The following is a 19,682-nucleotide window of genomic DNA, read 5'->3' on the forward strand; positions in this document are numbered from 1 at the left end:
CGAAGCTCTCAAGGCGTCTTTTGCGGATGTCGCGCATTGTGCTCTGGGACGGCGAACCGGGGCAAGGGTTCGCGACAATCGAGGGTGTGACATGGGATTCCTGATCAAGTCCGCATTCTGGCTTTCGCTGGTGCTTCTGCTGATTCCTTTTGGCGGCGAAGGCAGCGATGATGAAGCCAGCATTGGTGCGGTCGAAACGTTCATCGCCGCGCAGGCGGTCATTGGAGACGTGGCCGGCCTTTGCGAACGCCGGCCGGATGCCTGCGAGATCGGCAAATCGGCACTGCATACGATTGGCGTGCGCGCCAAGGAAGGCGCCCGGATAGCCTATGGAATGCTGGACGAGCATTTCGGCGAAGAGCAGGTCGCGCAGCCGATCCACACCGGATCGATTGCGGCGGCCGATGGCATCGCGGCGCCCGCTCCAGCATCCCTGACCGAGTATCCCGTTCCTCCCGCGCGATAGATCTGACCGCAGCGCCTCGATTTCGTGGTGACTGTTGCGCCTCGCCGCACTATATGCGGGCAGTGATGACGACGGCCATTGAGACCATACGCGACGATTTCGCTTTCCTGGATGATTGGGAAGAACGCTACCGCTACATCATTGAACTGGGCGGCGGCCTGCCCCCCTACCCGGAAGACAAGCGGGACGACGCCCACAAGGTGCCCGGCTGCGTCAGCCAGGTCTGGCTGCAAACGGCACGTGGCGACGGCAAGGATCCGGAACTGACCTTCATGGGCGATTCGGACGCACACATCGTTCGCGGCCTCGTCGCCATCCTGCTGGCGCTTTATTCCGGGCACAAGGCGTCCGAGGTGCTTGGCATCGATGCCGAGCAGACGCTGCGCGACCTTGGCCTTGACGAGCATCTGTCGCCCCAGCGTGCGAATGGCCTTCGGTCCATGATCAAGCGTATTCGGCGCGAAGCCGAGACCGCGCTTTCCGCACCCGCCTCCGCCTGACGTCAGCGCAAAGACGGTCGATAGTCGTCCGCTCCCCAATGCAGCACTTGGCGTTCGGCTTGCCTGGCCTGCGGTTCGTAGTGTCGCGCAAGCGCTGACAGCGCCGACTTCAGCACAACCTTGGCGGACCGGGCAGGCCAGCCTCGTTCTGTCTCGACGCGTTCCAGTCCTTTCAGAAAGCAGCACACGTCAACCAGAACACCGGCCATTTCCGGCCCGACTGCGTCCACGGCACGTTCCACCCGCCGCCGTGCCGAAAGCGCTGCATCCGTCAGGTCCGCGATGCCGTTGGCATCGCCTCGCTTGCGGCCTGACCCACCGGCCGCCACCCAGTTCACGCCCATGCGGGGCATGATCTGGCCGCGAGAATAGTCCGTCCGCAGCCGCTCGCCGGCGCGAAACTCGGCCGGCGAGATGAACCGCTGGCCGCTCTTTGCCTTCAATCGCCAGAGCAGTGCCAAGGGCGATTCCGCTACGTTGATCGAGACGGATTCGAGACCTGCCTCGGAAGCGATGACCGCTTCTTCGATCTGTGGCTTTGGCGGCTCGAACGGATCGGTGGCATGACAATTTTGCTCGTCCGCGAAGTCTCCGGCTTTTCCGAGTGTGACCCGACCATCGCTTATCACCACCGCTCCGCGCCTTTCGAGCCCGCGCATAATCGTCTTGGGCAGACCGATCGTGCCTCGTTCCCCGGCGTCCACGAGCACTTGGTCCGCATCCGCTGCGGGTTGCAATCGTGCCGCGCCCTTTTCCAGCAATCTCAACAACCGCCTCTGCGCACGAAGAGCGTCGCCGCCGCCTCTCGTCGTCATTCGCGGCCTCCGTCGCCTAAGGCAGCGCCCACCATGCGTTCGACACGCGCGACGATGCCGTCGAATTCGTCGTCGTCGCGCAAATCCTCGATCTGGTGACAGGCATGGAGAACCGTCGTCCGGTCGCGACGGAAGCCTTCGCCCACGTCGCGCATGCTGATCCCCAGCTCGACATGCGTGACATACATGGCGATCTGCCGCACGCGGCTGACACTGAGTACCGATCGCCCGGGCTCGCGCAGCTCCTTGCTGCTCACGTTGAACATGGCCGCCACGATGTCGATGACGCCGTCGCAGGCGGCCGCAATCCGGTCGGCCCTCGGTAGCTTTGAAAGATCGGTCCGGGGCGTTTCAGGAAGCGTGTCCGCGTGAGGCGCTTCAGGTTCTTGTTGGAGCAGTGAAGATCGCAAGTCCTTACCCCCAATGACTAGGAATAAGTTCTTATACCCGTATCCAATCACGGCGTGAACAAATCAGGAACTGAATCGCCCGGGATTCGTACACTGGACTGTTTTGTAAGCGCTTTTTCTTGGCTCGCTCCGACATCTGAAAATTCGTCCACCTGCCCCGGATTCCGCGCACGATCAGGCATCGCTCACAAAAACGGGACAAAGGCATGGGACTTCACGAAGAGATTGGCGCATTTCGTCGCTCACGCGCAGCGGACCTGTCCGATGCGAGGCAACGGGCAGCGCTCTTCATCCTGGCGGGCATCGAGTTGTCGGATCTGGCCAGTGGATCAGCGAGCGGGCAGCATCGACTGATCGCCCGTTTGAGACGGCTGATCGAGCGCGAAAGACAGCGCGGCATCCGCCGGCATTGGAGCTACGATCTCAACCGGCACATCGCCTTGAAGCAGGCCTTGGACAGGCTGAGCTCAGACGGAGTGTGCTCGGCGCACAGCAAAAAGGCGGTGTCGTGAAACACCGCCTTCCGTTTATTCGAGACTGAAGACGTCCTATTTGCCGGAACGCTTGCGGCCCAGGCCCATCTTCTTCGCCAGCTGCGAGCGCGCGGCCGCATAGTTCGGCGCGACCATGGGATAGCCGGCATCGAGGCCCCATTTCTCGCGATACTGGTCTGGCGTCAGTCCGTAGTGCGTCATCAGGTGGCGCTTCAGCGACTTGAATTTCTTGCCGTCCTCGAGACAGATAATGTAGTCGTCGTGAACCGACTTCTTCGGGTTGACGGCAGGCTTCTGCTTGTCGACCGGCGCTTGTTCCGGCGCGCCACCGACGCGACCCAGCGCGGCGTGAACGTCAGCAATAAGATTTGGCAATTCCCCGACCGGAACCGGATTGTTGCTCACATAAGCCGCCACAACATCGGCGGTCAGTTCAATCAGCATATCGTCATTTTTGGACGGAGTATCGGTGATATCCATTATTCGGCCCCAGTAAGTTGGAAAATTGCCAGATTCCGGGCGCGATCAGCGCAAGGAAACAACACGCTGGGCGCTTATGATCCGCGCCTTTCGATTCGTGCCGCACCGCATACATGGAACTGTCAACAACATAAGTCAATTCAACAACATCAATTTCACGAAAAACGAAGTGAATAACCAGTATAGCCAAACTTTGTTCTTGCAAAACGCAAAAAATCTAATCGTTTCAGGCAACTGATGAGAGCATCGCGGAGCGCGCGTACAACCCGCTCGTCCACGGTGGCATTCGCCCGTCGATATGTCTATCTGATGGGCACCTCCCGCCGATCTGGCGCGCAATTGTGACGCCCGGCCACTACACGCAAAGAGCAGGAACTGTCTTTCATGTCACGCACGTCTATCTTCCCCACCCGGCCCGCGCCGGTTGCCGAGCGCCGCGCCCACTCGGACATCCGCCACGGCATCGAGCGAAGCGACGACTATGCCTGGCTGCGCGCCGGAAACTGGCAGGAAGTGTTCAAGGACCCGAACACGCTCGATCCCGCGATCCGGTCCCACCTCGAAGCAGAGAACGCCTATCAGGCAGCCCTGATGACGGACACGAGCGAATTTCAGAAGACGCTTTTTGCGGAGATGAAGGGGCGCATCAAGGAAGACGATTCATCCGTACCGATGAAGGACGGCCCCTTCGCATACGGCACCTCCTACCGTCTCGGCGGTCAGCATCCGCGCTTTTTCCGCACGCCCCGGGATGGTGGAGAGGAACAGATCCTCATCGACGGCGACAGCGAAGCCGAGGGCAAGCCCTACTTCCACATCGGCGGCGTCGACCATTCGGCCGATCACCGGCTCCTGCTCTGGGGCTATGACGACAAGGGCTCGGAATTCTACACGCTTCGGGTGCGCAACACCGCCGACGGCAAGGATCTGGGCACCACGATCACCGATACCGGCGGCTCCGGTCAATGGGATCAGGACAACACAGGCTTTTTCTACACGCGGCTCGACGAGAACCACCGGCCCTCGCAGATCCTCTATCACCCTCTCTCCGGCAGCGATGCCTCCGACAGGCTGGTCTACGAAGAGGCTGATCCGGGCTTCTTCATGAGTGTGGGCGGCACGCGCCTCAACGACTGGGTGATGGTCTCGATCAGCGACCACGAAACCTCCGAATACCGGCTCATCCCCGCCGGGCAGCCGCTGAGCGAACCGGTGCTGGTCAAGGCGAGGGAAACAGGCGTCCAGTACGATCTCGAGGAAGGAGGCGATATCTTCTTCATCCTCACCAATTCCGGTGGCGCAAAGGATTTCCGGGTCATGACCGCCCCGGTTTCGGATCCCCGCGAGGAGAACTGGCGCGAACTCGTGCCTCATGAACCGGGCCGTCTCATCCTGTCGATCATCGGTTTCCGCGACTACCTCGTCAGGCTCGAGCGGAAGGACGGCTTGCCCCGCATCGTGGTCCGCGACCGGGCCAGCGGGGAAGAACATGTGGTTGGCTTCGAGGAGGAAGCCTATTCGCTCGGCCTCGCCGGCTCGTACGAATACGACACCGACATCATACGGTTTTCCTATTCCTCGATGACGACCCCTGCCCAGGTCTTCGACTACGACATGCGAAGCCGCGAGCGCGTTCTTCTCAAGACGCAGGAGGTACCGTCCGGGCATCAGGCCGACGACTACGTTACTCGTCGCCTTATGGCGCCCGCGGCCGACGGCGAACTTGTCCCGATCTCCGTTCTTTACCGCAAGGATACGCCTCTCGACGGCTCAGCGCCGTGCCTGCTCTACGGCTATGGCTCCTATGGGATCAGCATTCCCGCGTCGTTCAACACGAACTGCCTGTCGCTGGTCGATCGCGGCTTCGTGTATGCAATCGCCCATGTACGCGGCGGCAAGGACAAGGGCTACGCGTGGTACGAGGCCGGAAAGCGTGATCGCAAGAGCAACACCTTTGCCGATTTCATCGCCGCAGGACGCCACCTGGTCGCGCAGGGCTTCACATCGCACGACCGGATCGTCGCGCAGGGCGGCTCGGCAGGCGGCATGCTGATGGGCGCCATCGCCAACATGGCGCCCGCCGACTACGCCGGCATCATCGCCGAAGTGCCGTTTGTCGACGTTCTCAACACAATGCTCGACGCAAGCCTGCCTCTCACGCCGCCGGAATGGCCCGAATGGGGCAACCCGATCGAGTCGGAAACCGACTACCGCGCCATTGCCGCATACTCGCCCTACGACAATGTCGAGGCGCTGGCCTACCCTCCCATACTTGCGGTCGCCGGCCTCACCGACCCGCGCGTTACCTATTGGGAACCGGCGAAATGGGTTGCCCGGCTGCGGGAACGCAAGACCGGCGACAATCCCGTGTTGTTCAAGATCAACATGGATGCGGGTCACGCGGGCGCTTCGGGGCGATTCTCGCGACTGGAGGAAATCGCCTTCGGGTACGCCTTCGCTCTCAAGGTCGTCGGAAAGGCCTAGTAACCGTTGGGATGGGCGGGGATCGCCTTCAGATAGGCGGCGATCGCCTCCCGATCGTCAGCGGGAAGTTCGGCGAGGTTGCGGACCACCGCAGCCATGGTTCCGCCAACGGAATCGAACTCTGGCGTGAAGCCGCTTTCCAGCAGCGCGACGATCTCATCCTCGCTCCAGCCGCCGATGCCGTCTTCGCCGGGCGAGATGTTTGGAACCGGCCGTCCCTCGACCTCGAGCGGCGCGGCCCCTGCCAGCCATTGTGAGGCATCGAGCGCACCCAGCGCATTCCGCGGCGTGTGGCATTCGCCGCAATGGCCCATGGCCTCAACGAGATACTGGCCCCGCAGCACCTGTTGCGAGGCGTCATCAAGAGCAACCGCCGGCTGATCGTCGAGGAAAAGCCGTTTCCAAAGGCCGATGCCCCGGCGAACATTGAACGGAAATCCGACATCACCAGGCGCGGCAATCCCCTCGACCGCGGGCAAGGACTGCATGAACGCGTACAGGTCAGCCACGTCCTCCACCTGCATCCTTGCATAAGACGCGTATGGAAACGCCGGATAGTAATGTCTTCCCTCTGGGGAAACGCCGCGCATCATGGCATTGGCGAGATCTTCGGCCGACCATGCCCCTATTCCATCGTCGGAATGCTGGGAGATATTGGGAGCGACGAATGTGCCGAACGGCGTCTCGAACCGCGTCCCACCAGCAAGCACCAGACGATCATCACCGGTAGCGCCTGATTCCGCATGGCAGGACGCGCAACCGGCTGCCCAGAATACCATCTCGCCCCGGGCCGCGTCGCCTGTCGGCATGTCCTCGACCAACGCGGCGTCCAGCCTTTGCGGTGCACTCGCAAACCACAATGCGCCCGCAGCCGCCGCAACCAGCGCCGCGCCTGCGAGCAATAGGTATGAGGACCTGGAAGTCATTTTTCCGCCGGCACCGCTCCAGCTAGAGGCGGTAGGCTTCGTGGCATGACCCGCAATTGCTTGCGACCGGTCCGAAGACGGCGCGGAACGCTTCGAGATCCTGTGGCGCGGCCTCTGCGGCGGCGGCAGCGTCCGCGGCATACTTGTTCGTGGCAGCGACGAACCCTTCACGATCTTCCCAGACCGCAGGAGCAGAATCGTTATCCCCGCCGCTGTCGCTTCCTTCGGGCCAAAGGGCGTCGACGTCCGTCGTCGCCTGCGCATTGGCGTTGAGTTCCTCGAGAGCCTCCAGCACCTTGTCTGCCTCGAAAGGCTCCCGGCCCTGCGCGATCGGCCCGAGGATGCGCATCACCGCACCGCGTTCCTTCATGAGAGCTTGGCGATCCTCGATGGGATCGGCGGATGCTGCAACCGCTGAAAGCGAAATTGCGGTTGCGACACAAACGAGAAAGCGCATCAAAGAACTCCATGGCTGGCAATGGCTGGCAGTGCGAACAGGTGCGATCTTGGCTGATTGCAGCGGCTGAGGAAGTCAAAACTCCCCCAAAACGAGTCACGCTTGCGTGAGGATGGACTTCATCATCACAAGAAAAAGCCCCGTCGAAACGGGGCTTTGCATTGACTGGTCGACGGCGTGGCCTACTTGGCCGCTGCCTCGTACATCTCGAGCACGTAGTCCCAGTTGATCAGGCTGTCGACGAATGCCTCGAGGTATTTCGGACGCGCGTTGCGATAGTCGATATAGTAGGAGTGTTCCCATACATCGACACCCAGGATCGGCGACGCGCCGTGCACCAGCGGGTTTTCGCCGTTCGGCGTCTTCATGATCTCCAGCTTGCCGTTCTTCACAGCCAGCCATGCCCAGCCCGAACCGAACTGCGTCGTGCCGGCATTGATGAAATCGGTGCGGAACTTGTCGTAGCCGCCAAGGTCGCTCTCGACGGCCTTCTGCAATGCTCCCGGCAGGCTCTTGCCGCCGCCATCCTTCTTCATCCACTTCCAGAAGTGGATGTGGTTGTAGTGCTGGCCGGCATTGTTGAAGAGGCCCTGGTTCTTGCCATAGGACTGCTTCACGATCTCTTCGAGCGACAGGCCGTCCATGCCGGCTTCAGCGGCCAGCTTGTTGCCGTTGTCGACATAGGCCTTGTGATGCTTGTCGTGGTGATACTCCAGCGTCTCCTTGGACATGTAGGGCTGAAGCGCTTCGTAGCCGTACGGCAGTTCGGGCAGTTCAAAGGCCATGGAAAATCTCCTTCGCTCAAATGAATGGTTTGGTGTTTCAGTAACCTACATAGGCGCCGATGACGCGCGCGCAACACTGCGCCGCATGGTTTGCAGCGCTAAATTTGAGTCGCTTAGTCCACAGCTCCGGCGTGGGCCCATTCCCAATAGAGTTCTCGGGCCTTCTTCGCCACCGGGCCTGGCTGCAGATCGCGCGTCTCGATGCGCGTGACCGGCACGACCTTGGAATGGTTGCCGGTCGAGAAAATCTCGTCGGCTTCGAGGAAGTCGCGTACGCTCAGTGCCTTTTCGGTCACCTTGTAGCCCGCCTCCGCCAGGAGACCGACAGTCCGAGCGCGCGTGATCCCCGAAAGGAAGGTTCCATTGGCAGCCGGCGTGAAGACGTGGCCGTCCTTGACCATGAAAATGTTCGAGGAGCCGGTCTCCGCGACATTGCCCAGCATGTCGAGCACGAGCGCGTTGTCGAAGCCACGAGACTTGGCCTCGAGGATCGCTCGCCCATTGTTCGGATACAGGCACCCCGCCTTGGCGTTCGTCGGCGCCGTCTCGAATGTCGGCCGCCGGAAAGGCGAAACGGATATCGAGAACCCCGACGGCGCCATCATTGGCGCCTCGTACAGACAAAGGCAAAAGCGCGTCGAGGCCGGATCGGCCGGCACGCCCATGTAACCGCCGTGCTCGGCCCAGTACATCGGACGGATATAAATCGCGGTCTTCCCGTCGAACTTCTTCACGCCGTCCCAGGCCAAAGCCACCATCTCGTCGACCGCCATGGTCGGCTTGAGACCCAGCGCGATAGCCGATGCGTTGACGCGGGCACAGTGCAGGTCGAGATCGGGCGCAACATCCTCGAACCAGCGGCCGCCGTCGAACACGCTCGATCCAAGCCACATCACATGGCTCCGCGGCCCGACGATCGCCACATTGCCTTCGTGCCAGTCGCCGTCGACAAACGTCCAGGTGGCGGTCTGCGCCGGGGATGCCAAGCTCATATCGAAACCCTTTCTCGTTCGTGCGCCATCGAACCGGCTTTGGCCCAACCCGTCAATCGGCAGCCCGAGACGATCGGTGGGCCAGTTCGTCCCATCGGCCCGTGCGGCGTTGCTTGACCGCAATCAACGGTTGGGGTCAAGTCATCGTGAAAGGCCCTCTGCACCCATGACTCATTCCGCATATGTATTCGATGCCTACGGCACGTTGTTCGACGTCCATGCCGCTGTGCGCCGTCATGCCCGCGAAATCGGGCCCGAGGGGCAACTCCTTTCGGATATCTGGCGCGCCAAACAGCTCGAATATTCCTGGGTACGGACCCTGATGGGCAGCTATCGAGACTTCTGGCAGCTGACCGAGGACGCTCTCGATTTTGCGCTCGCGCGGGTGCCCTCTGCCGACCCAGCCATGCGCGGCAAGCTGTTGGAAGCGTATTGGCAGCTCGACTGTTATCCGGAGGTGCCCGGCGTCCTCAAGGCGCTGAAGGCCAATGGCGCTCGCATCGCCATCCTCTCCAACGGTTCGCCCGCGATGCTCGAATCCGCCGTACGCTCCGCAGCGCTCGATGCCGTCATCGACGAGATTTTTTCGGTCGACACCGTTGGCCGCTTCAAGACCGATCCGCAGGTTTACGACATGGTCGTCACGGCCTGGCGGCTCTATCCCGACTCGGTTTCCTTCCAGTCTTCGAACAGGTGGGACATTGCCGGCGCGCACAAATTCGGGTTCAGAACGGTGTGGATCAACCGGGCTGGCCAGCCGGACGAATATCTCGACCTTGCGCCCGCGCTGATCCTGCCTTCCCTGGAGGGTCTGATGGCCTGATGCCCAGCAGCTTCAGGTGGCCGAGTTGATTCAACGACAGTGTTGCAGGATCGCAACGCATCTTGTCGCCAATTGCGTTAGTAAATTGTTATCCATGTTTCTGACAAATTCTGGATAGCTTCTCCGCTTCGCCGGAAGGGGGTTCTGGTTCATCACGAACCATGCGCCATCTCCAACGGGCCCGCGCCAGATTCTCGAACCCTCTACGGAGACGTCGTGTCAGCAGATACCAGACCAAGTTCTATTTCTCGGCGCACCTTGATGGCCGCCGCGTCCGCGTCGGCCGCCAGCGCACTGATTGCCGGTTGTGCGACACCTCCGCCGCCACCCGTTGCCTCGGCAGCGCCTCCACCGACCGCACTCGGCCCGACCGCTTCGATGTACGCTGCCGTTGTGGACGATGGCCACGTGATACCGGCCGTCCCGATCCAGCGTATCGACAGCCGCTACCATCGCCAGGTGGTCGCGGATCCTACCGGCGAAGCGCCCGGCACGGTCGTTGTCGATACCGGCAACCATTTCCTCTACGTGGTGCAGCGTTTCGGTCGCGCCATGCGCTACGGCGTCGGTCTGGGCCGCCAGGGCTTCGAGTGGTCAGGCGATGGAGTCATCGAATGGAAGCAGCCATGGCCGCGCTGGCATCCGCCGGAAGAAATGATTGCCCGTCAGCCTGAACTCGAAAAGTACAGCACGGAATACGATCCCGTGACCAAGGAATGGACCGGCGGCATGGAGCCGGGGGTCAACAATCCTCTGGGCGCGCGCGCACTGTACATTTACCAGAACGGCAAGGACACGCTGTATCGCCTGCACGGATCTCCCGAATGGTGGTCAATCGGCAAGTCGGTCTCTTCCGGCTGCGTCCGCCTGATCAATCAGGACGTGATCGACCTCTACGACCGTGTCGCGGAGAAGTCGCCCATCGTCGTCACCTCCGGCCTGCGCGTCACGAGCTGATAGCCCGGCATCTGCTGCGCAAGGCGTCCGGGTTGCCGGACGCCTTCCAGCTCATCGGCGCTTGCGCAGACTTCCAAGTATTCCTCGAACGATCTCTCGGCCGAGCGTCGTGCTGACCGTTCGCACGATCGACTTGATCGCCGTTTCCGTTACCGTCTGCCGCTGGTATCCGCTGCGGCTACGTTTCTGAGCGGGCGCCCGCGTCTCCGTGCGTCCTCGCGAACCGCCGAAGTCCGGCAGCGTCCAGCCGGTTCCCGAGCCGCTGTCCTGACGCTCATCTTCACGATCTTGCCTTTCATCCTTTTCCTTGGCCGCCAGCGCCTCCTCCGCACGCGCCTTCAGACGCTCATAGGCGGACTCGCGGTCGATCGTCTCGTCGTACTGGCCGGCAAGCGGGCTAAGCTGCATCACTTTGGCGCGCTCGTCGGGAGTGATCGTGCCCATGCGCGCCGAGGGAGGCCGGATCAGCGTCCGCTGCACGATCGATGGAATGCCCTTATCGGCCAACGTAGAAACCAGCGCCTCGCCCGTCCCCAGCTTGGTGATCGTTTCAAAAGTGTCGAGGTCTGGGTTCGGCCGGAACGTGTCGGCTGCCGTCTTGACGGCCTTCTGCTCCCGGGGAGTGTACGCTCTCAACGCGTGCTGTATCCGGTTGCCCATCTGCGCGAGAACCGTCTCCGGCACGTCGAGCGGGTTCTGGGTAACGAAATAGACCCCGACGCCCTTCGAGCGGATGAGGCGGACGACCTGCTCCACCCTTTCGATAAGGGCGCGTGGCGCCTCGTTGAAAAGCAGGTGCGCCTCGTCGAAGAAGAACACGAGCTTTGGCTTGTCGGGATCTCCGACTTCGGGCAGTTCCTCGAAGAGTTCCGACAGCAACCACAGCAGGAACGTCGCATAGAGCCGGGGGTTCATCATCAGCTTGTCGGCCGCGAGCACGTTGATCGCACCGCGTCCGTCGCGCGTGGTTCGCATGAGATCGGCGATCTTCAATGCCGGCTCGCCGAAGAAGTGATCGCCGCCCTGCTCCTCCAGAACCAGCAGCGAACGCTGTATCGCACCGACGGACTGACGGCTGACATTCCCGTACCGCGCGCCAATCTCGGCTGAACGCTCGGCCATGTCGGTCAGCATCGCCTGAAGATCCTTCATGTCGAGTAGCAGGAGCCCCTCTTCATCGGCGATTCGGAAGGCAATGTTCATCACGCCTTCCTGTGCTTCCGAAAGGTCCATCAGTCGCGACAGCAGCAGCGGCCCCATCTCCGATACGGTGGCACGGATCGGGTGGCCCTGCTCACCGAACAGGTCCCAAAAGATGACGGGAAACTCGGCGAACTCGTAGGGGTCCAGCTTTATCGTCTCGGCTCGCTTGAGAAGGAAGTCTTTTGCTTCACCCATCATCGCGACGCCTGAAAGGTCACCCTTTATGTCCGCGCAAAAGACGGGCACACCCGCATTGGAAAACCCCTCCGCAAGCACCTGCAGCGTCACCGTCTTGCCGGTGCCGGTCGCCCCGGTGACGATTCCGTGCCGGTTGGCGTATTTGAGCAAGAGCTCTTCGGCTTTCTGATAGCTGTCATCCGACGTGCGGCTTGCGCCGAGAAAAATGCCGGTTACCTGATCCTGCCACATGAGCCGTGTCTCCGCTGTCGGTCCACTGCCGGTATAGCCAGCCCGCGCGAGACTGCCAATGCGCCTCGTGTGCCGTTGCCAAATGAACACACGCTCCCATGAAATCCCGTCACATGTCGTGACGAGCGGTCCGGCGCGATGATCCCGCATTGCGGCAGGCGGGGCCGCAGCCTAAACTCTGCCGTGAATCCTGCTATGGGCTGCATTGGGAGACATGATGGAAGCGGCAAGTATCAGCACCGGCAGTTTTCCGCCGATCAGCCGCTCCCAATGGCTCGAAGCAGTTCGGCGGAGGGGTCAAGCACATCATGGCGAGGCTCCCGCACCGCGCTCCTATGCCGACCTGCAGTTCGAACAGTTGCGGCAGCACGCCGGCTGGACCATCGTCCAGAGAATAGACGATACCGACGCCAAACGGGCCAACGCGCAGGCGCAGGAAGACATTGCCGCCGGCGCCACGGGCCTGGCGATCGTCTTTGCCGGTGCGCCGAACGCGTTCGGCTACGGGCTGCCCGCGCGGCCTGAAGCCCTGGCTGCGGCACTGCACAACATTCCGCTGAACAGGATATACCTGCGCATCGACGTCCACCCGTCGAGCCGCGCCTCCGTCGACTGGATCATCGAATTGATGCGCCGCAAGAAGGTAGATCCCAGCAGGCTCAGCCTGTCGTTCGGCATCGACCCTGCAGCCGTCTTCGCCGGTGTCGGCAATCTGCGCATGTCGATTCAGGCCCTGCACGCGTCGATGCCACAGTCGCTGGCACATTTCTTCGCCATGGGCATCCCTGCCGTGCTGCTGGAGGCCGACGGTCGCGTCATGCACAATGCCGGCGCCACGGAGGCGCAGGAACTTGCGGTGATGCTTGCAGGCGCGGTGTCGCATCTGCGCATGTTCCAGGAAGCGCGCCAACCGCTCATCTATGCGACGCCCCACATCGGATTTGCGTTGTGTGTCGACCAGGACCAGATCCTGTCGATCGCAAAGGTACGGGCCTTGCGCAGGCTCTGGACGCGTGCGCAGGAAGCCTGTGGCATCGCGCCCGCCCCGACGAAGATCCATGTCGAGACCTCATACCGCATGCTGACGGCGCGCGATGTCGAGACCAACATCATGCGCAACACGCTCGCCGTCTTCGCCGCCGCGGCCGGCGGCGCGGACACGATCAGCGTCCTGCCGCACACGCTCGCCGTTGGACTGCCGGAACGCAAGGCGCGGCGACTGGCCCGCAACGCCCAGCTCGTGCTCTCGCACGAGACTCACCTCAGCTCTTTTGCCGACCCGACGGCGGGCTCCGAGGATCTGGATATTCTTACCGCTTCGCTGTGCACCGGCGCGTGGGAAGAGTTTCGCCAGATCGAATCGGAGGGCGGACTGCTTGCCAGCCTCGCTGCGGGGCTTCTCCAGCGTCGCGTGGTCGAAGCCCGGGAAAGCCGCTTCGAGAAACTGCGCAGGGGTGAACTGGGAATCGTCGGATCAAACCTTCACGTGGGAGGCGACGATAGGTCTGCGGAGACGGAGGTCCTGAAGACCGAACGCGGCGACCTTCCGCGCGATGGCGTTGTGTTCTGCGAGCCACTGCCGCTCGTACGGCTTGAGGAAATTCCTGCCGCCGAAGACGGTGTGGCACCGAGCGACCAACCAGCCTCAGACGCTGATTGACACGATTTCCCACTCGCGGCCATTGACCGTCGCAACGTCGCCGACGCCCTTGCCGAACAACGCCAGGGCCATTGGCGAGACGTGGGAGATTTTTCCTTGCGAGACGTCCGTCTCGTCCTCTCCAACGATGTGCCACCGCTGCTCGTTGCCATCATCGTCGACGATCCCCACGCTCATGCCGAAGCGCACGACCTCATCGCTTGGATCGGGTTTTGAAACCTCGGCTGTTTCGCGGCGTGACGTCCAGTAACGCAGATCACGCGACACGAGCGCAATCTTCTCACGATTTCCCTCGGCTTCCGCCGCAGCCAGCTTCTCCCGCAAATCCGCGATCTCAGCGTCCATGCGGGCGAGGCCTTCCGGGGTGACGAGGTTGCGATGCGTACTGACGGGCCGCTCGCCGATGTCGCTGACGGCAGCTTCGCTGTTTTCTTCGCGCGTGAATGCTCTGCTCATGCAGCTTTATTTAGGAACCTCGCATGTCTTGGCAAGGTGGCATCGGAGTTGGCACGATCCCTGCTTGGCCAGATCATGGAAATCGTGAGGGTCCCGGAATGAACCGCCGCCAGTGGATGTCTGGAATCGCCGCGCTGGGTAGCGGGCTGACGGCCTTGGCGCCGGCGGCCTTCGCCCAGACCCGATCGCCCGTTGTCTCGGCCTTGCGCGGCTCTCTTGATGCGACCGACTTTGGCATCCAACCCGATCTTGGGACCGACCAGAGTGCAGCCTTCGAGCGTATGTTGAGCGAGGCGAGCGGCGACAGCGTGTTTCTGCCTGCGGGACGCTATGTCGTTGCCGGCATTCGGCTTCCAGCCGAGACGCGCCTCACCGGCGTGCCGGGTGCCACGCGCCTCATATGCGGCGGCGGAAGCCTGATCGTGGCGGATGACGCGGCAATCGTGCATTTCGAAGGCCTTGTATTCGATGGTGCCCGCGAGGCTCTCGTTGACCAGACGCGAGCATTGGTAGAGATCCGCCGCGCCGCCGACGTGGTCATCGACCGCTGTGAGGTTCTCGGCAGTTCGAAGAGTGCCATCGTCCTCGAACGCTGCTCGGGACGTGTCGAGCGTACGTCCATCCGTGACGCCGCAGACTATGCGATTTACAGCGTCGAGGCGGAACGCATGCGCATCGCGTCCAACACCGTGCGGGACTGCGCCGAGGGCGGCATTCTCGTCCACCGCTGGGAACGTGGCTCGGACGGCACCGTCGTGACCGACAACCGCATTGAATCGATCGGCGCGCGAAGCGGCGGCACCGGCCAATATGGCAATGGCATCAACGTCTATCGCGCAGACAACGTCATCATATCCGGCAATCATGTCGCGGATTGCGCCTTCTCGGCGATCCGCGCCAACAGTGCCAGCAATATCCAGATCACCGGAAACCAATGCCTGCGCTCGGGGGAAACGGCCATCTACGCCGAGTTCGCGTTCGAGGGTGCACTCATCAGTGGCAACATCGTCGACACTGCGGCGATCGGCATCTCGATCGCAAACCTGAACGATGGCGGACGCCTGGCTGTTTGCAGCGGCAACGTCGTGCGCAATCTGGTCGATGCAGGTCCCTACGAGCCCTTCGAGGCTATGGGCTTCGGAGTGGGCATTTCGGCGGAGGCCGACACGGCGATCACCGGCAACGTCATCGAGGGGGCGCCGCGTTGCGCGGTTCTTCTCGGTTGGGGCCCTTACCTGCGTAATGTCGTCGCCACCGGCAACATGATCCGTGACGCGCGTGAAGGTTTCGCGATTTCCGTGGTCGAGGGCGTCGGCCCGGTCCTCGTCGCCGATAATGTGATCAGCGAGGTCGAGCACGCCGTCATCGGCTACCGGTGGCGCGACACGGCGACCGGCGAACTCGCCGATGACGACGGAGAGACGTTCCCCGGGCTAAGCATCGAACGAAATCTCGTCAGTTGAGGGCTTCCGCGGGACGCAGGCCACCCACCTCGATGCTGTTCCAGTTCCTCAGCACCGGATTGGCCATGTCGCTCAGCGTCGCAGAAAGCTGGTCGTCATCGGGCAACAGCCGCGCGAGCACGGCGGCCAGCATCACCTCCGCCGCCCTCCCCGCACCGTCGTCGCACTTGATGGCGATGCCGAGCCCGCGTTCCGGCAAGGCGGCGCAGTAGACGCCCTCAGCCCCGGTCTTGGCCATGATCCGCCCGCTGGCTGCCTGCATCAGCCGCGTATCGAAACGGTCGGTTCCGGCGACATAGAACGGCTCGGCCATGCAGGCAGCGAAGATGCGCCTGGCTGCCCTTGCCCGCTCCGCCCCGAGACCGACGCCAGTCGCCATGCGCGCGAAGCCGAACGCGAGGCTCTTCAGTGGCACCGCATAGGTAGGGATCGAGCAGCCGTCGGTGCCGCATACATCCTCGCCATGGGCCGCACCCGTGACGCTCTCCATCGCATCCCTCACGGCCCGTTGCGCGCCATGCCCGGCGCCGACATAGCCTCGCGGGTCGATGCCAATATGGGCGCAAGTGCAGACGAAGCCGGAATGCTTGCCCGAACAATTGTTGTGTAGTGCCGACGGAAACTCGGCTCGACGCGCCAGATCCAGCGCCGCGTCCTGACGCGATGGCCAGTGCGCCCCGCATTCGAGCGCGGCGGCATCGAGGCCGGCCGCCGTCAGCATCTTTGCGGCCAGGCGCGCATGCTCCGGCTCGCCCGAATGGGAGGCGCAGGCGAGAGCGATCTCGCGATCGCCAAAACCGAATGCATCTGCGGCACCCGACTCCAGCAGCGGCAGCGCCTGGATCGACTTGACTGCGGAGCGCGGAAAGACCCGCGCGTCGATGTTGCCGAACTCCAGCATCGTTGTGCCGTCGGCATCGGCAACGACGATCGCGCCCGTGTGACGGCTCTCGACGAGTTGACCGCGCGTGACTTCCACGAGAACCGGATTTGCCATTATCTCACCCGAGTTGCAGTTTCAGTGCCCATAGTTCGCCATCCCGTCCAGCGCAAAGGATTTCCCTTGTTCCAGTGGATCAAGCATCTGCTCATCGGCATTCTGGTCGTCTTCATCGTTCCAACCGCCGCGACCGCGGGATGGTGGGCGATCAAGGAACGACCCGGGTCTTGGAGCTCGGCGGAATGGGGCACCAGCGGTGTTTTGCCGAGCGCGCTGGAGCCGGGAGAGCCCGCGATCCACGTCATGGCGGCGCGCACCGGTGGACTGAAGGGCGCGCTTTCCGTCCATAGCTGGCTGGTCATCAGGAAATCCGGCGCCGACACATATGATCGCTATGACAAGGTCGGCTGGGGCTCTCCCATCCGTCACAACGGCTATGCCGCAGACGCCTTCTGGTATTCCAACCTCCCCTATGTCGTGCACTCCGTTACCGGAGACCAGGCCGCACGGCTCATTCCGCACGTCGAGGCGGCAATTGCCGGATACCCGTACGCCACGAACGGCAGCTATCGCATCTGGCCCGGTCCAAACTCCAACAGCTTTGTCGCGCATGTGTTGAACGAGGTCCCGGAACTCGGGGCGACTCTGCCCCCGAATGCGATCGGACGCGATTTCGCGCCCGGCATTGCGTCGTTACGCCTCTCGCCAGATTGGCGCGATCTTCACGCCACGCTGGGTGGGTTCCTGGGCTTCGCTGCCGGCGCTCGCAGCGGCTTCGAAGTGCACTTCCTGGGGCTTGTGGCGGGCATCGACGTCATGCACCCCGCGATCAAGATCCCTGCCCTGGGACGGGTCGGGCTCTGACTCAATCCCCGCTTATAATACCGCCGGCCAAGAAGCCGCCGTCGACGGCAATCGTCTGGCCCGTGATGTAGCTCGCTTCCGGCGACAGCAGGAACGCGATCGCCGCGGCGACCTCGTCCGGCTCGCCATAGCGACGCTGCGGCACGTGATCGAGCCAACGGCCCCGCGCTTCCTCGCCATGGCGCCGCGTCACCGCCGGCGTCTCGATCGGCCCGGGCGCGACGCAGTTGATGCGAACCTCGCGGTGGGCCAGTTCGACCGCCATGACCTCGGACAGCAGTTTCAATCCCGCCTTCGAGGCCCCGTAGGCGGCGCGCCCTTGATTGGCGCGCATCCCCGATACGGAGGTGACGTTGACGATCGACAGCGTATCCGCCATCCGCAGCACCGCCGCCTTGGCTGCGATGAATGCACCTACCAGATTGACGTCGAGAATTTCGCGCAGCAACTCCGCGCTTGTCTCCACCGCGTCGATCGCATGAGTGACGGCGGCGGAATTGACGAGCCCGCCCACCGGCCCCAATGCATCGACCGCCTGGTCGAAGGCGTCGGCGACGAGGTCTTCATCGGTGATGTCGGCTCCGATGAAGACCACGTTCTCGCCCGAGAACATGTCCTCGGCGGCGGCCAGCGCGACCGGGTCGACATCGACCACGGCCACCGGCCAGCCATCGTCGAGCAGCCATTCGACAGTGGAAAGTCCAATGCCCGATGCGCCGCCCGTGACGATGGCCGATGGTTTCATTTGATCCTTTCGAGAATCGAAACGTAGTTGGCCACGGCGGCGCCTCCCATGTTGAAGATGCCGCCGAGCTTGGCGCCTTCCACCTGGATGCCGCCGGCTTCGCCGGTCAACTGCATGGCCGACAGGGCATGCATCGAAACGCCCGTCGCTCCGATCGGATGGCCCTTAGACTTGAGCCCGCCTGAAGGGTTCACGGGCAGGCGTCCGCCCTTCTCCGTCTGGCCCTCGAGCGCGATCTTCGCGCCCTCGCCGCGCTTCGCCAGTCCCATTGCCTCGTATTCGATGAGTTCGGCAATGGTGAAGCAATCATGGGTCTCGACGAAGGACAGATCGTCCAGCGATACGCCTGCATTCTTCAGCGCACGCCCCCAGGCTTCCTCGCATCCTTCGAAAAGCAGGATGTCGCGCTTCGACATTGGCAGGAAATCCTGGACGTGCTCGTTGGCGCGGAAAGCGACTGCCCGCTTCATCTTCAGCGCCGTGGTTGCATCCGTCAGCACGATCGCCGCCGCGCCATCCGACACCAGCGAGCAGTCGGTACGCTTCAGCGGGCCGGCCACGATGGGGTTCTTTTCGCTCTCATTGCGGCAGAAGTCGAAGTCGAACTCCTTGCGCATGTGCGCATAGGGGTTGGATACGCCGTTCTTGTGGTTCTTGGCAGCGATCCGCGCCAACGCGTCCGACTGGTCGCCGTGACGCTGGAAATAGGCGGCGGCGATCTTGCCAAACTGCCCCGCGAAGCCCGCCGGAATATCGGCCTCCTCGCGCATGTAGGATGCGCGGATCAAGTTTTGCTGGACCTGCGGGCCGGGAACCGCGGTCATCTGTTCGGCTCCCACGACCAGCACCACGCGTGCGGCTTGCGATTCGATGGCGCGAATGCCCTGACGCACGGCTGCGGAGCCGGTCGCACACGCATTCTCGACGCGCGTCGCGGGCTTGAAGCGCAGCCGATCGTCGGCCTGCAGCACGAGGCTGGCGGTGAAATCCTGCGGAGAGAAGCCAGCATTGAAATGGCCGAGCACGATCTCATCGACGTCTTCCGGGCCGATGCCGGCATGGTCGAGCGCCTCTTTCGTCACCTTGACGATCAGGCTCTCCAGCGTCTCGTCGGCAAGCTTGCCGAACTGCGAATGGGCCCAGCCCACGATACAAGCGGTCATGTTTCTCTCCCTTCTTCATCCTAGCACGACCGTAGAGATCGGGCGCGCCTCTATTTTGTTCAAGGATGAACTGTTTGTGCGCCGCCGTAAAGAGGTTCGCACCTGCAAAATCACCATGTTTTTCTTGATTGATCCGTCAATCAAAAATAGGATTGTCGCTCAGGAGATCG

21 protein-coding genes are annotated in these 19,682 nt (G+C 62.5%); 9 read left to right on the forward strand and 12 right to left on the reverse strand.

The features are described from left to right. The first annotated feature begins 91 nt into the window (after nt 1-91). Both AAFN84_RS16350 and AAFN84_RS16355 read left to right on the forward strand, forming a co-directional pair. Entirely contained in the window at nt 92-466 is a 375-nt protein-coding gene (locus tag AAFN84_RS16350) for a DUF5330 domain-containing protein (RefSeq protein ID WP_347515668.1), read from the forward strand. Nucleotides 467-531: 65 nt separating this feature from the next. Then, entirely contained in the window at nt 532-966 is a 435-nt protein-coding gene (locus AAFN84_RS16355; RefSeq protein ID WP_347515669.1) for a SufE family protein, read from the forward strand. Nucleotides 967-968: 2 nt separating this feature from the next. Here AAFN84_RS16355 and AAFN84_RS16360 read toward each other — a convergent pair whose 3' ends face one another. After that, complete coding sequence (locus AAFN84_RS16360; RefSeq protein WP_347515670.1) at nt 969-1,781, reverse strand: DUF6456 domain-containing protein; 813 nt, start codon at nt 1,779-1,781, stop codon at nt 969-971. Further along, a complete protein-coding gene (locus tag AAFN84_RS16365) occupies nt 1,778-2,089 on the reverse strand; it encodes a helix-turn-helix domain-containing protein (protein ID WP_347515726.1) in 312 nt (103 codons plus the stop codon). The genes AAFN84_RS16360 and AAFN84_RS16365 overlap by 4 nt, the downstream gene beginning before the upstream one ends. Before the next feature lie 308 nt (nt 2,090-2,397). Here AAFN84_RS16365 and AAFN84_RS16370 point away from each other — a divergent pair, with 308 nt between their 5' ends. Continuing rightward, nucleotides 2,398-2,703 (forward strand): cytoplasmic protein, encoded by a 306-nt coding sequence (locus AAFN84_RS16370; RefSeq protein WP_347515671.1) that lies wholly within the window; start codon nt 2,398-2,400, stop codon nt 2,701-2,703. A gap of 36 nt (nt 2,704-2,739) precedes the next feature. Here the strand turns inward: AAFN84_RS16370 and AAFN84_RS16375 are convergent, their stop codons facing one another. Beyond that, a complete protein-coding gene (locus tag AAFN84_RS16375; protein ID WP_347515672.1) occupies nt 2,740-3,165 on the reverse strand; it encodes a MucR family transcriptional regulator in 426 nt (141 codons plus the stop codon). A 384-nt stretch (nt 3,166-3,549) separates the two neighbouring features. On the opposite strand from AAFN84_RS16375, the gene AAFN84_RS16380 reads away from it, so the two are divergent. After that, the gene (locus tag AAFN84_RS16380) at nt 3,550-5,649 is read left to right on the forward strand and encodes a S9 family peptidase (protein ID WP_347515673.1); all 2,100 of its coding nucleotides are present in this window, start codon (nt 3,550-3,552) and stop codon (nt 5,647-5,649) included. Here AAFN84_RS16380 and AAFN84_RS16385 read toward each other — a convergent pair. The 4 genes from AAFN84_RS16385 to AAFN84_RS16400 all read right to left on the reverse strand — a co-directional run bounded on the left by AAFN84_RS16385 (nt 5,646) and on the right by AAFN84_RS16400 (nt 8,809). After that, entirely contained in the window at nt 5,646-6,575 is a 930-nt protein-coding gene (locus AAFN84_RS16385; protein ID WP_347515674.1) for a cytochrome c, read from the reverse strand. The two genes, AAFN84_RS16380 and AAFN84_RS16385, sit on opposite strands and share 4 nt — an antisense overlap. Nucleotides 6,576-6,597: 22 nt before the next feature. Next, nucleotides 6,598-7,032, reverse strand: coding sequence for a cytochrome c (locus tag AAFN84_RS16390; protein WP_347515675.1), 435 nt, complete (start codon nt 7,030-7,032; stop codon nt 6,598-6,600). A gap of 182 nt (nt 7,033-7,214) precedes the next feature. Continuing rightward, on the reverse strand, nt 7,215-7,817 hold the full coding sequence (locus AAFN84_RS16395; RefSeq protein ID WP_347515676.1) for a superoxide dismutase: 603 nt from the start codon (nt 7,815-7,817) through the stop codon (nt 7,215-7,217). A 113-nt stretch (nt 7,818-7,930) separates the two neighbouring features. Beyond that, nucleotides 7,931-8,809: a branched-chain amino acid aminotransferase gene (locus tag AAFN84_RS16400; RefSeq protein ID WP_347515677.1), complete on the reverse strand. Its 879-nt coding sequence runs from the start codon at nt 8,807-8,809 to the stop codon at nt 7,931-7,933. A 166-nt stretch (nt 8,810-8,975) separates the two neighbouring features. Between AAFN84_RS16400 and AAFN84_RS16405 the strand changes: the two genes are divergently transcribed. Together AAFN84_RS16405 and AAFN84_RS16410 are read left to right on the forward strand one after the other, a co-directional pair. Continuing rightward, on the forward strand, nt 8,976-9,632 hold the full coding sequence (locus AAFN84_RS16405; protein WP_347515728.1) for a haloacid dehalogenase type II: 657 nt from the start codon (nt 8,976-8,978) through the stop codon (nt 9,630-9,632). 378 nt (nt 9,633-10,010) lie between these two features. Then, nucleotides 10,011-10,589: a L,D-transpeptidase gene (locus AAFN84_RS16410; protein ID WP_347515678.1), complete on the forward strand. Its 579-nt coding sequence runs from the start codon at nt 10,011-10,013 to the stop codon at nt 10,587-10,589. 51 nt (nt 10,590-10,640) lie between these two features. On the opposite strand, the gene AAFN84_RS16415 is transcribed toward AAFN84_RS16410, so the two are convergent. Continuing rightward, the gene (locus tag AAFN84_RS16415) at nt 10,641-12,221 is read right to left on the reverse strand and encodes a helicase HerA-like C-terminal domain-containing protein (protein ID WP_347515679.1); all 1,581 of its coding nucleotides are present in this window, start codon (nt 12,219-12,221) and stop codon (nt 10,641-10,643) included. A 217-nt stretch (nt 12,222-12,438) separates the two neighbouring features. On the opposite strand from AAFN84_RS16415, the gene AAFN84_RS16420 reads away from it, so the two are divergent. Continuing rightward, nucleotides 12,439-13,881: a methylmalonyl-CoA mutase family protein gene (locus AAFN84_RS16420; RefSeq protein ID WP_347515680.1), complete on the forward strand. Its 1,443-nt coding sequence runs from the start codon at nt 12,439-12,441 to the stop codon at nt 13,879-13,881. On the opposite strand, the gene greA is transcribed toward AAFN84_RS16420, so the two are convergent. Continuing rightward, nucleotides 13,867-14,337 (reverse strand): transcription elongation factor GreA, encoded by a 471-nt coding sequence (gene greA, locus AAFN84_RS16425; RefSeq protein ID WP_347515681.1) that lies wholly within the window; start codon nt 14,335-14,337, stop codon nt 13,867-13,869. The two genes, AAFN84_RS16420 and greA, sit on opposite strands and share 15 nt — an antisense overlap. A gap of 98 nt (nt 14,338-14,435) precedes the next feature. Here greA and AAFN84_RS16430 point away from each other — a divergent pair, with 98 nt between their 5' ends. After that, a complete protein-coding gene (locus AAFN84_RS16430) occupies nt 14,436-15,800 on the forward strand; it encodes a TIGR03808 family TAT-translocated repetitive protein (protein ID WP_347515682.1) in 1,365 nt (454 codons plus the stop codon). On the opposite strand, the gene AAFN84_RS16435 is transcribed toward AAFN84_RS16430, so the two are convergent. After that, nucleotides 15,793-16,797, reverse strand: a complete 1,005-nt coding sequence (locus tag AAFN84_RS16435) for an asparaginase (RefSeq protein ID WP_347515683.1) — start codon at nt 16,795-16,797, stop codon at nt 15,793-15,795. The two genes, AAFN84_RS16430 and AAFN84_RS16435, sit on opposite strands and share 8 nt — an antisense overlap. Nucleotides 16,798-16,863: 66 nt before the next feature. On the opposite strand from AAFN84_RS16435, the gene AAFN84_RS16440 reads away from it, so the two are divergent. Next, nucleotides 16,864-17,604 carry a DUF3750 domain-containing protein gene (locus AAFN84_RS16440; protein WP_347515684.1) on the forward strand — a complete coding sequence of 247 codons (741 nt, stop codon included), beginning with the start codon at nt 16,864-16,866 and terminating at the stop codon, nt 17,602-17,604. Between the two features lies 1 nt (nt 17,605). Here the strand turns inward: AAFN84_RS16440 and AAFN84_RS16445 are convergent, their stop codons facing one another. After that, a complete protein-coding gene (locus AAFN84_RS16445) occupies nt 17,606-18,349 on the reverse strand; it encodes an SDR family oxidoreductase (protein ID WP_347515685.1) in 744 nt (247 codons plus the stop codon). Then, nucleotides 18,346-19,512: an acetyl-CoA acetyltransferase gene (locus tag AAFN84_RS16450; protein WP_347515686.1), complete on the reverse strand. Its 1,167-nt coding sequence runs from the start codon at nt 19,510-19,512 to the stop codon at nt 18,346-18,348. Before AAFN84_RS16450 ends, AAFN84_RS16445 begins: the two co-directional genes overlap by 4 nt. Nucleotides 19,513-19,682: the final 170 nt, after the last annotated feature.

Source organism: Mesorhizobium sp. CAU 1741 (genome assembly GCF_039839275.1).
Taxonomy (GTDB): domain Bacteria; phylum Pseudomonadota; class Alphaproteobacteria; order Rhizobiales; family Rhizobiaceae; genus Aerobium.

Bases quoted from the DNA above. Each gene is read 5' to 3' on its own strand.
- AAFN84_RS16430 (WP_347515682.1), top strand. From the start codon at position 14,436: ATGAACCGCCGCCAGTGGATGTCTGGAATCGCCGCGCTGGGTAGCGGG.
- AAFN84_RS16395 (WP_347515676.1), bottom strand. From the start codon at position 7,817: ATGGCCTTTGAACTGCCCGAACTGCCGTACGGCTACGAAGCGCTTCAG.
- AAFN84_RS16410 (WP_347515678.1), top strand. From the start codon at position 10,011: ATGTACGCTGCCGTTGTGGACGATGGCCACGTGATACCGGCCGTCCCG.
- AAFN84_RS16450 (WP_347515686.1), bottom strand. From the start codon at position 19,512: ATGACCGCTTGTATCGTGGGCTGGGCCCATTCGCAGTTCGGCAAGCTT.
- AAFN84_RS16380 (WP_347515673.1), top strand. From the start codon at position 3,550: ATGTCACGCACGTCTATCTTCCCCACCCGGCCCGCGCCGGTTGCCGAG.
- AAFN84_RS16375 (WP_347515672.1), bottom strand. From the start codon at position 3,165: ATGGATATCACCGATACTCCGTCCAAAAATGACGATATGCTGATTGAA.
- AAFN84_RS16350 (WP_347515668.1), top strand. From the start codon at position 92: ATGGGATTCCTGATCAAGTCCGCATTCTGGCTTTCGCTGGTGCTTCTG.
- greA (WP_347515681.1), bottom strand. From the start codon at position 14,337: ATGAGCAGAGCATTCACGCGCGAAGAAAACAGCGAAGCTGCCGTCAGC.
- AAFN84_RS16360 (WP_347515670.1), bottom strand. From the start codon at position 1,781: ATGACGACGAGAGGCGGCGGCGACGCTCTTCGTGCGCAGAGGCGGTTG.
- AAFN84_RS16405 (WP_347515728.1), top strand. From the start codon at position 8,976: ATGACTCATTCCGCATATGTATTCGATGCCTACGGCACGTTGTTCGAC.
- AAFN84_RS16420 (WP_347515680.1), top strand. From the start codon at position 12,439: ATGGAAGCGGCAAGTATCAGCACCGGCAGTTTTCCGCCGATCAGCCGC.
- AAFN84_RS16390 (WP_347515675.1), bottom strand. From the start codon at position 7,032: ATGCGCTTTCTCGTTTGTGTCGCAACCGCAATTTCGCTTTCAGCGGTT.
- AAFN84_RS16355 (WP_347515669.1), top strand. From the start codon at position 532: ATGACGACGGCCATTGAGACCATACGCGACGATTTCGCTTTCCTGGAT.
- AAFN84_RS16435 (WP_347515683.1), bottom strand. From the start codon at position 16,797: ATGGCAAATCCGGTTCTCGTGGAAGTCACGCGCGGTCAACTCGTCGAG.
- AAFN84_RS16415 (WP_347515679.1), bottom strand. From the start codon at position 12,221: ATGTGGCAGGATCAGGTAACCGGCATTTTTCTCGGCGCAAGCCGCACG.
- AAFN84_RS16400 (WP_347515677.1), bottom strand. From the start codon at position 8,809: ATGAGCTTGGCATCCCCGGCGCAGACCGCCACCTGGACGTTTGTCGAC.
- AAFN84_RS16445 (WP_347515685.1), bottom strand. From the start codon at position 18,349: ATGAAACCATCGGCCATCGTCACGGGCGGCGCATCGGGCATTGGACTT.
- AAFN84_RS16370 (WP_347515671.1), top strand. From the start codon at position 2,398: ATGGGACTTCACGAAGAGATTGGCGCATTTCGTCGCTCACGCGCAGCG.
- AAFN84_RS16385 (WP_347515674.1), bottom strand. From the start codon at position 6,575: ATGACTTCCAGGTCCTCATACCTATTGCTCGCAGGCGCGGCGCTGGTT.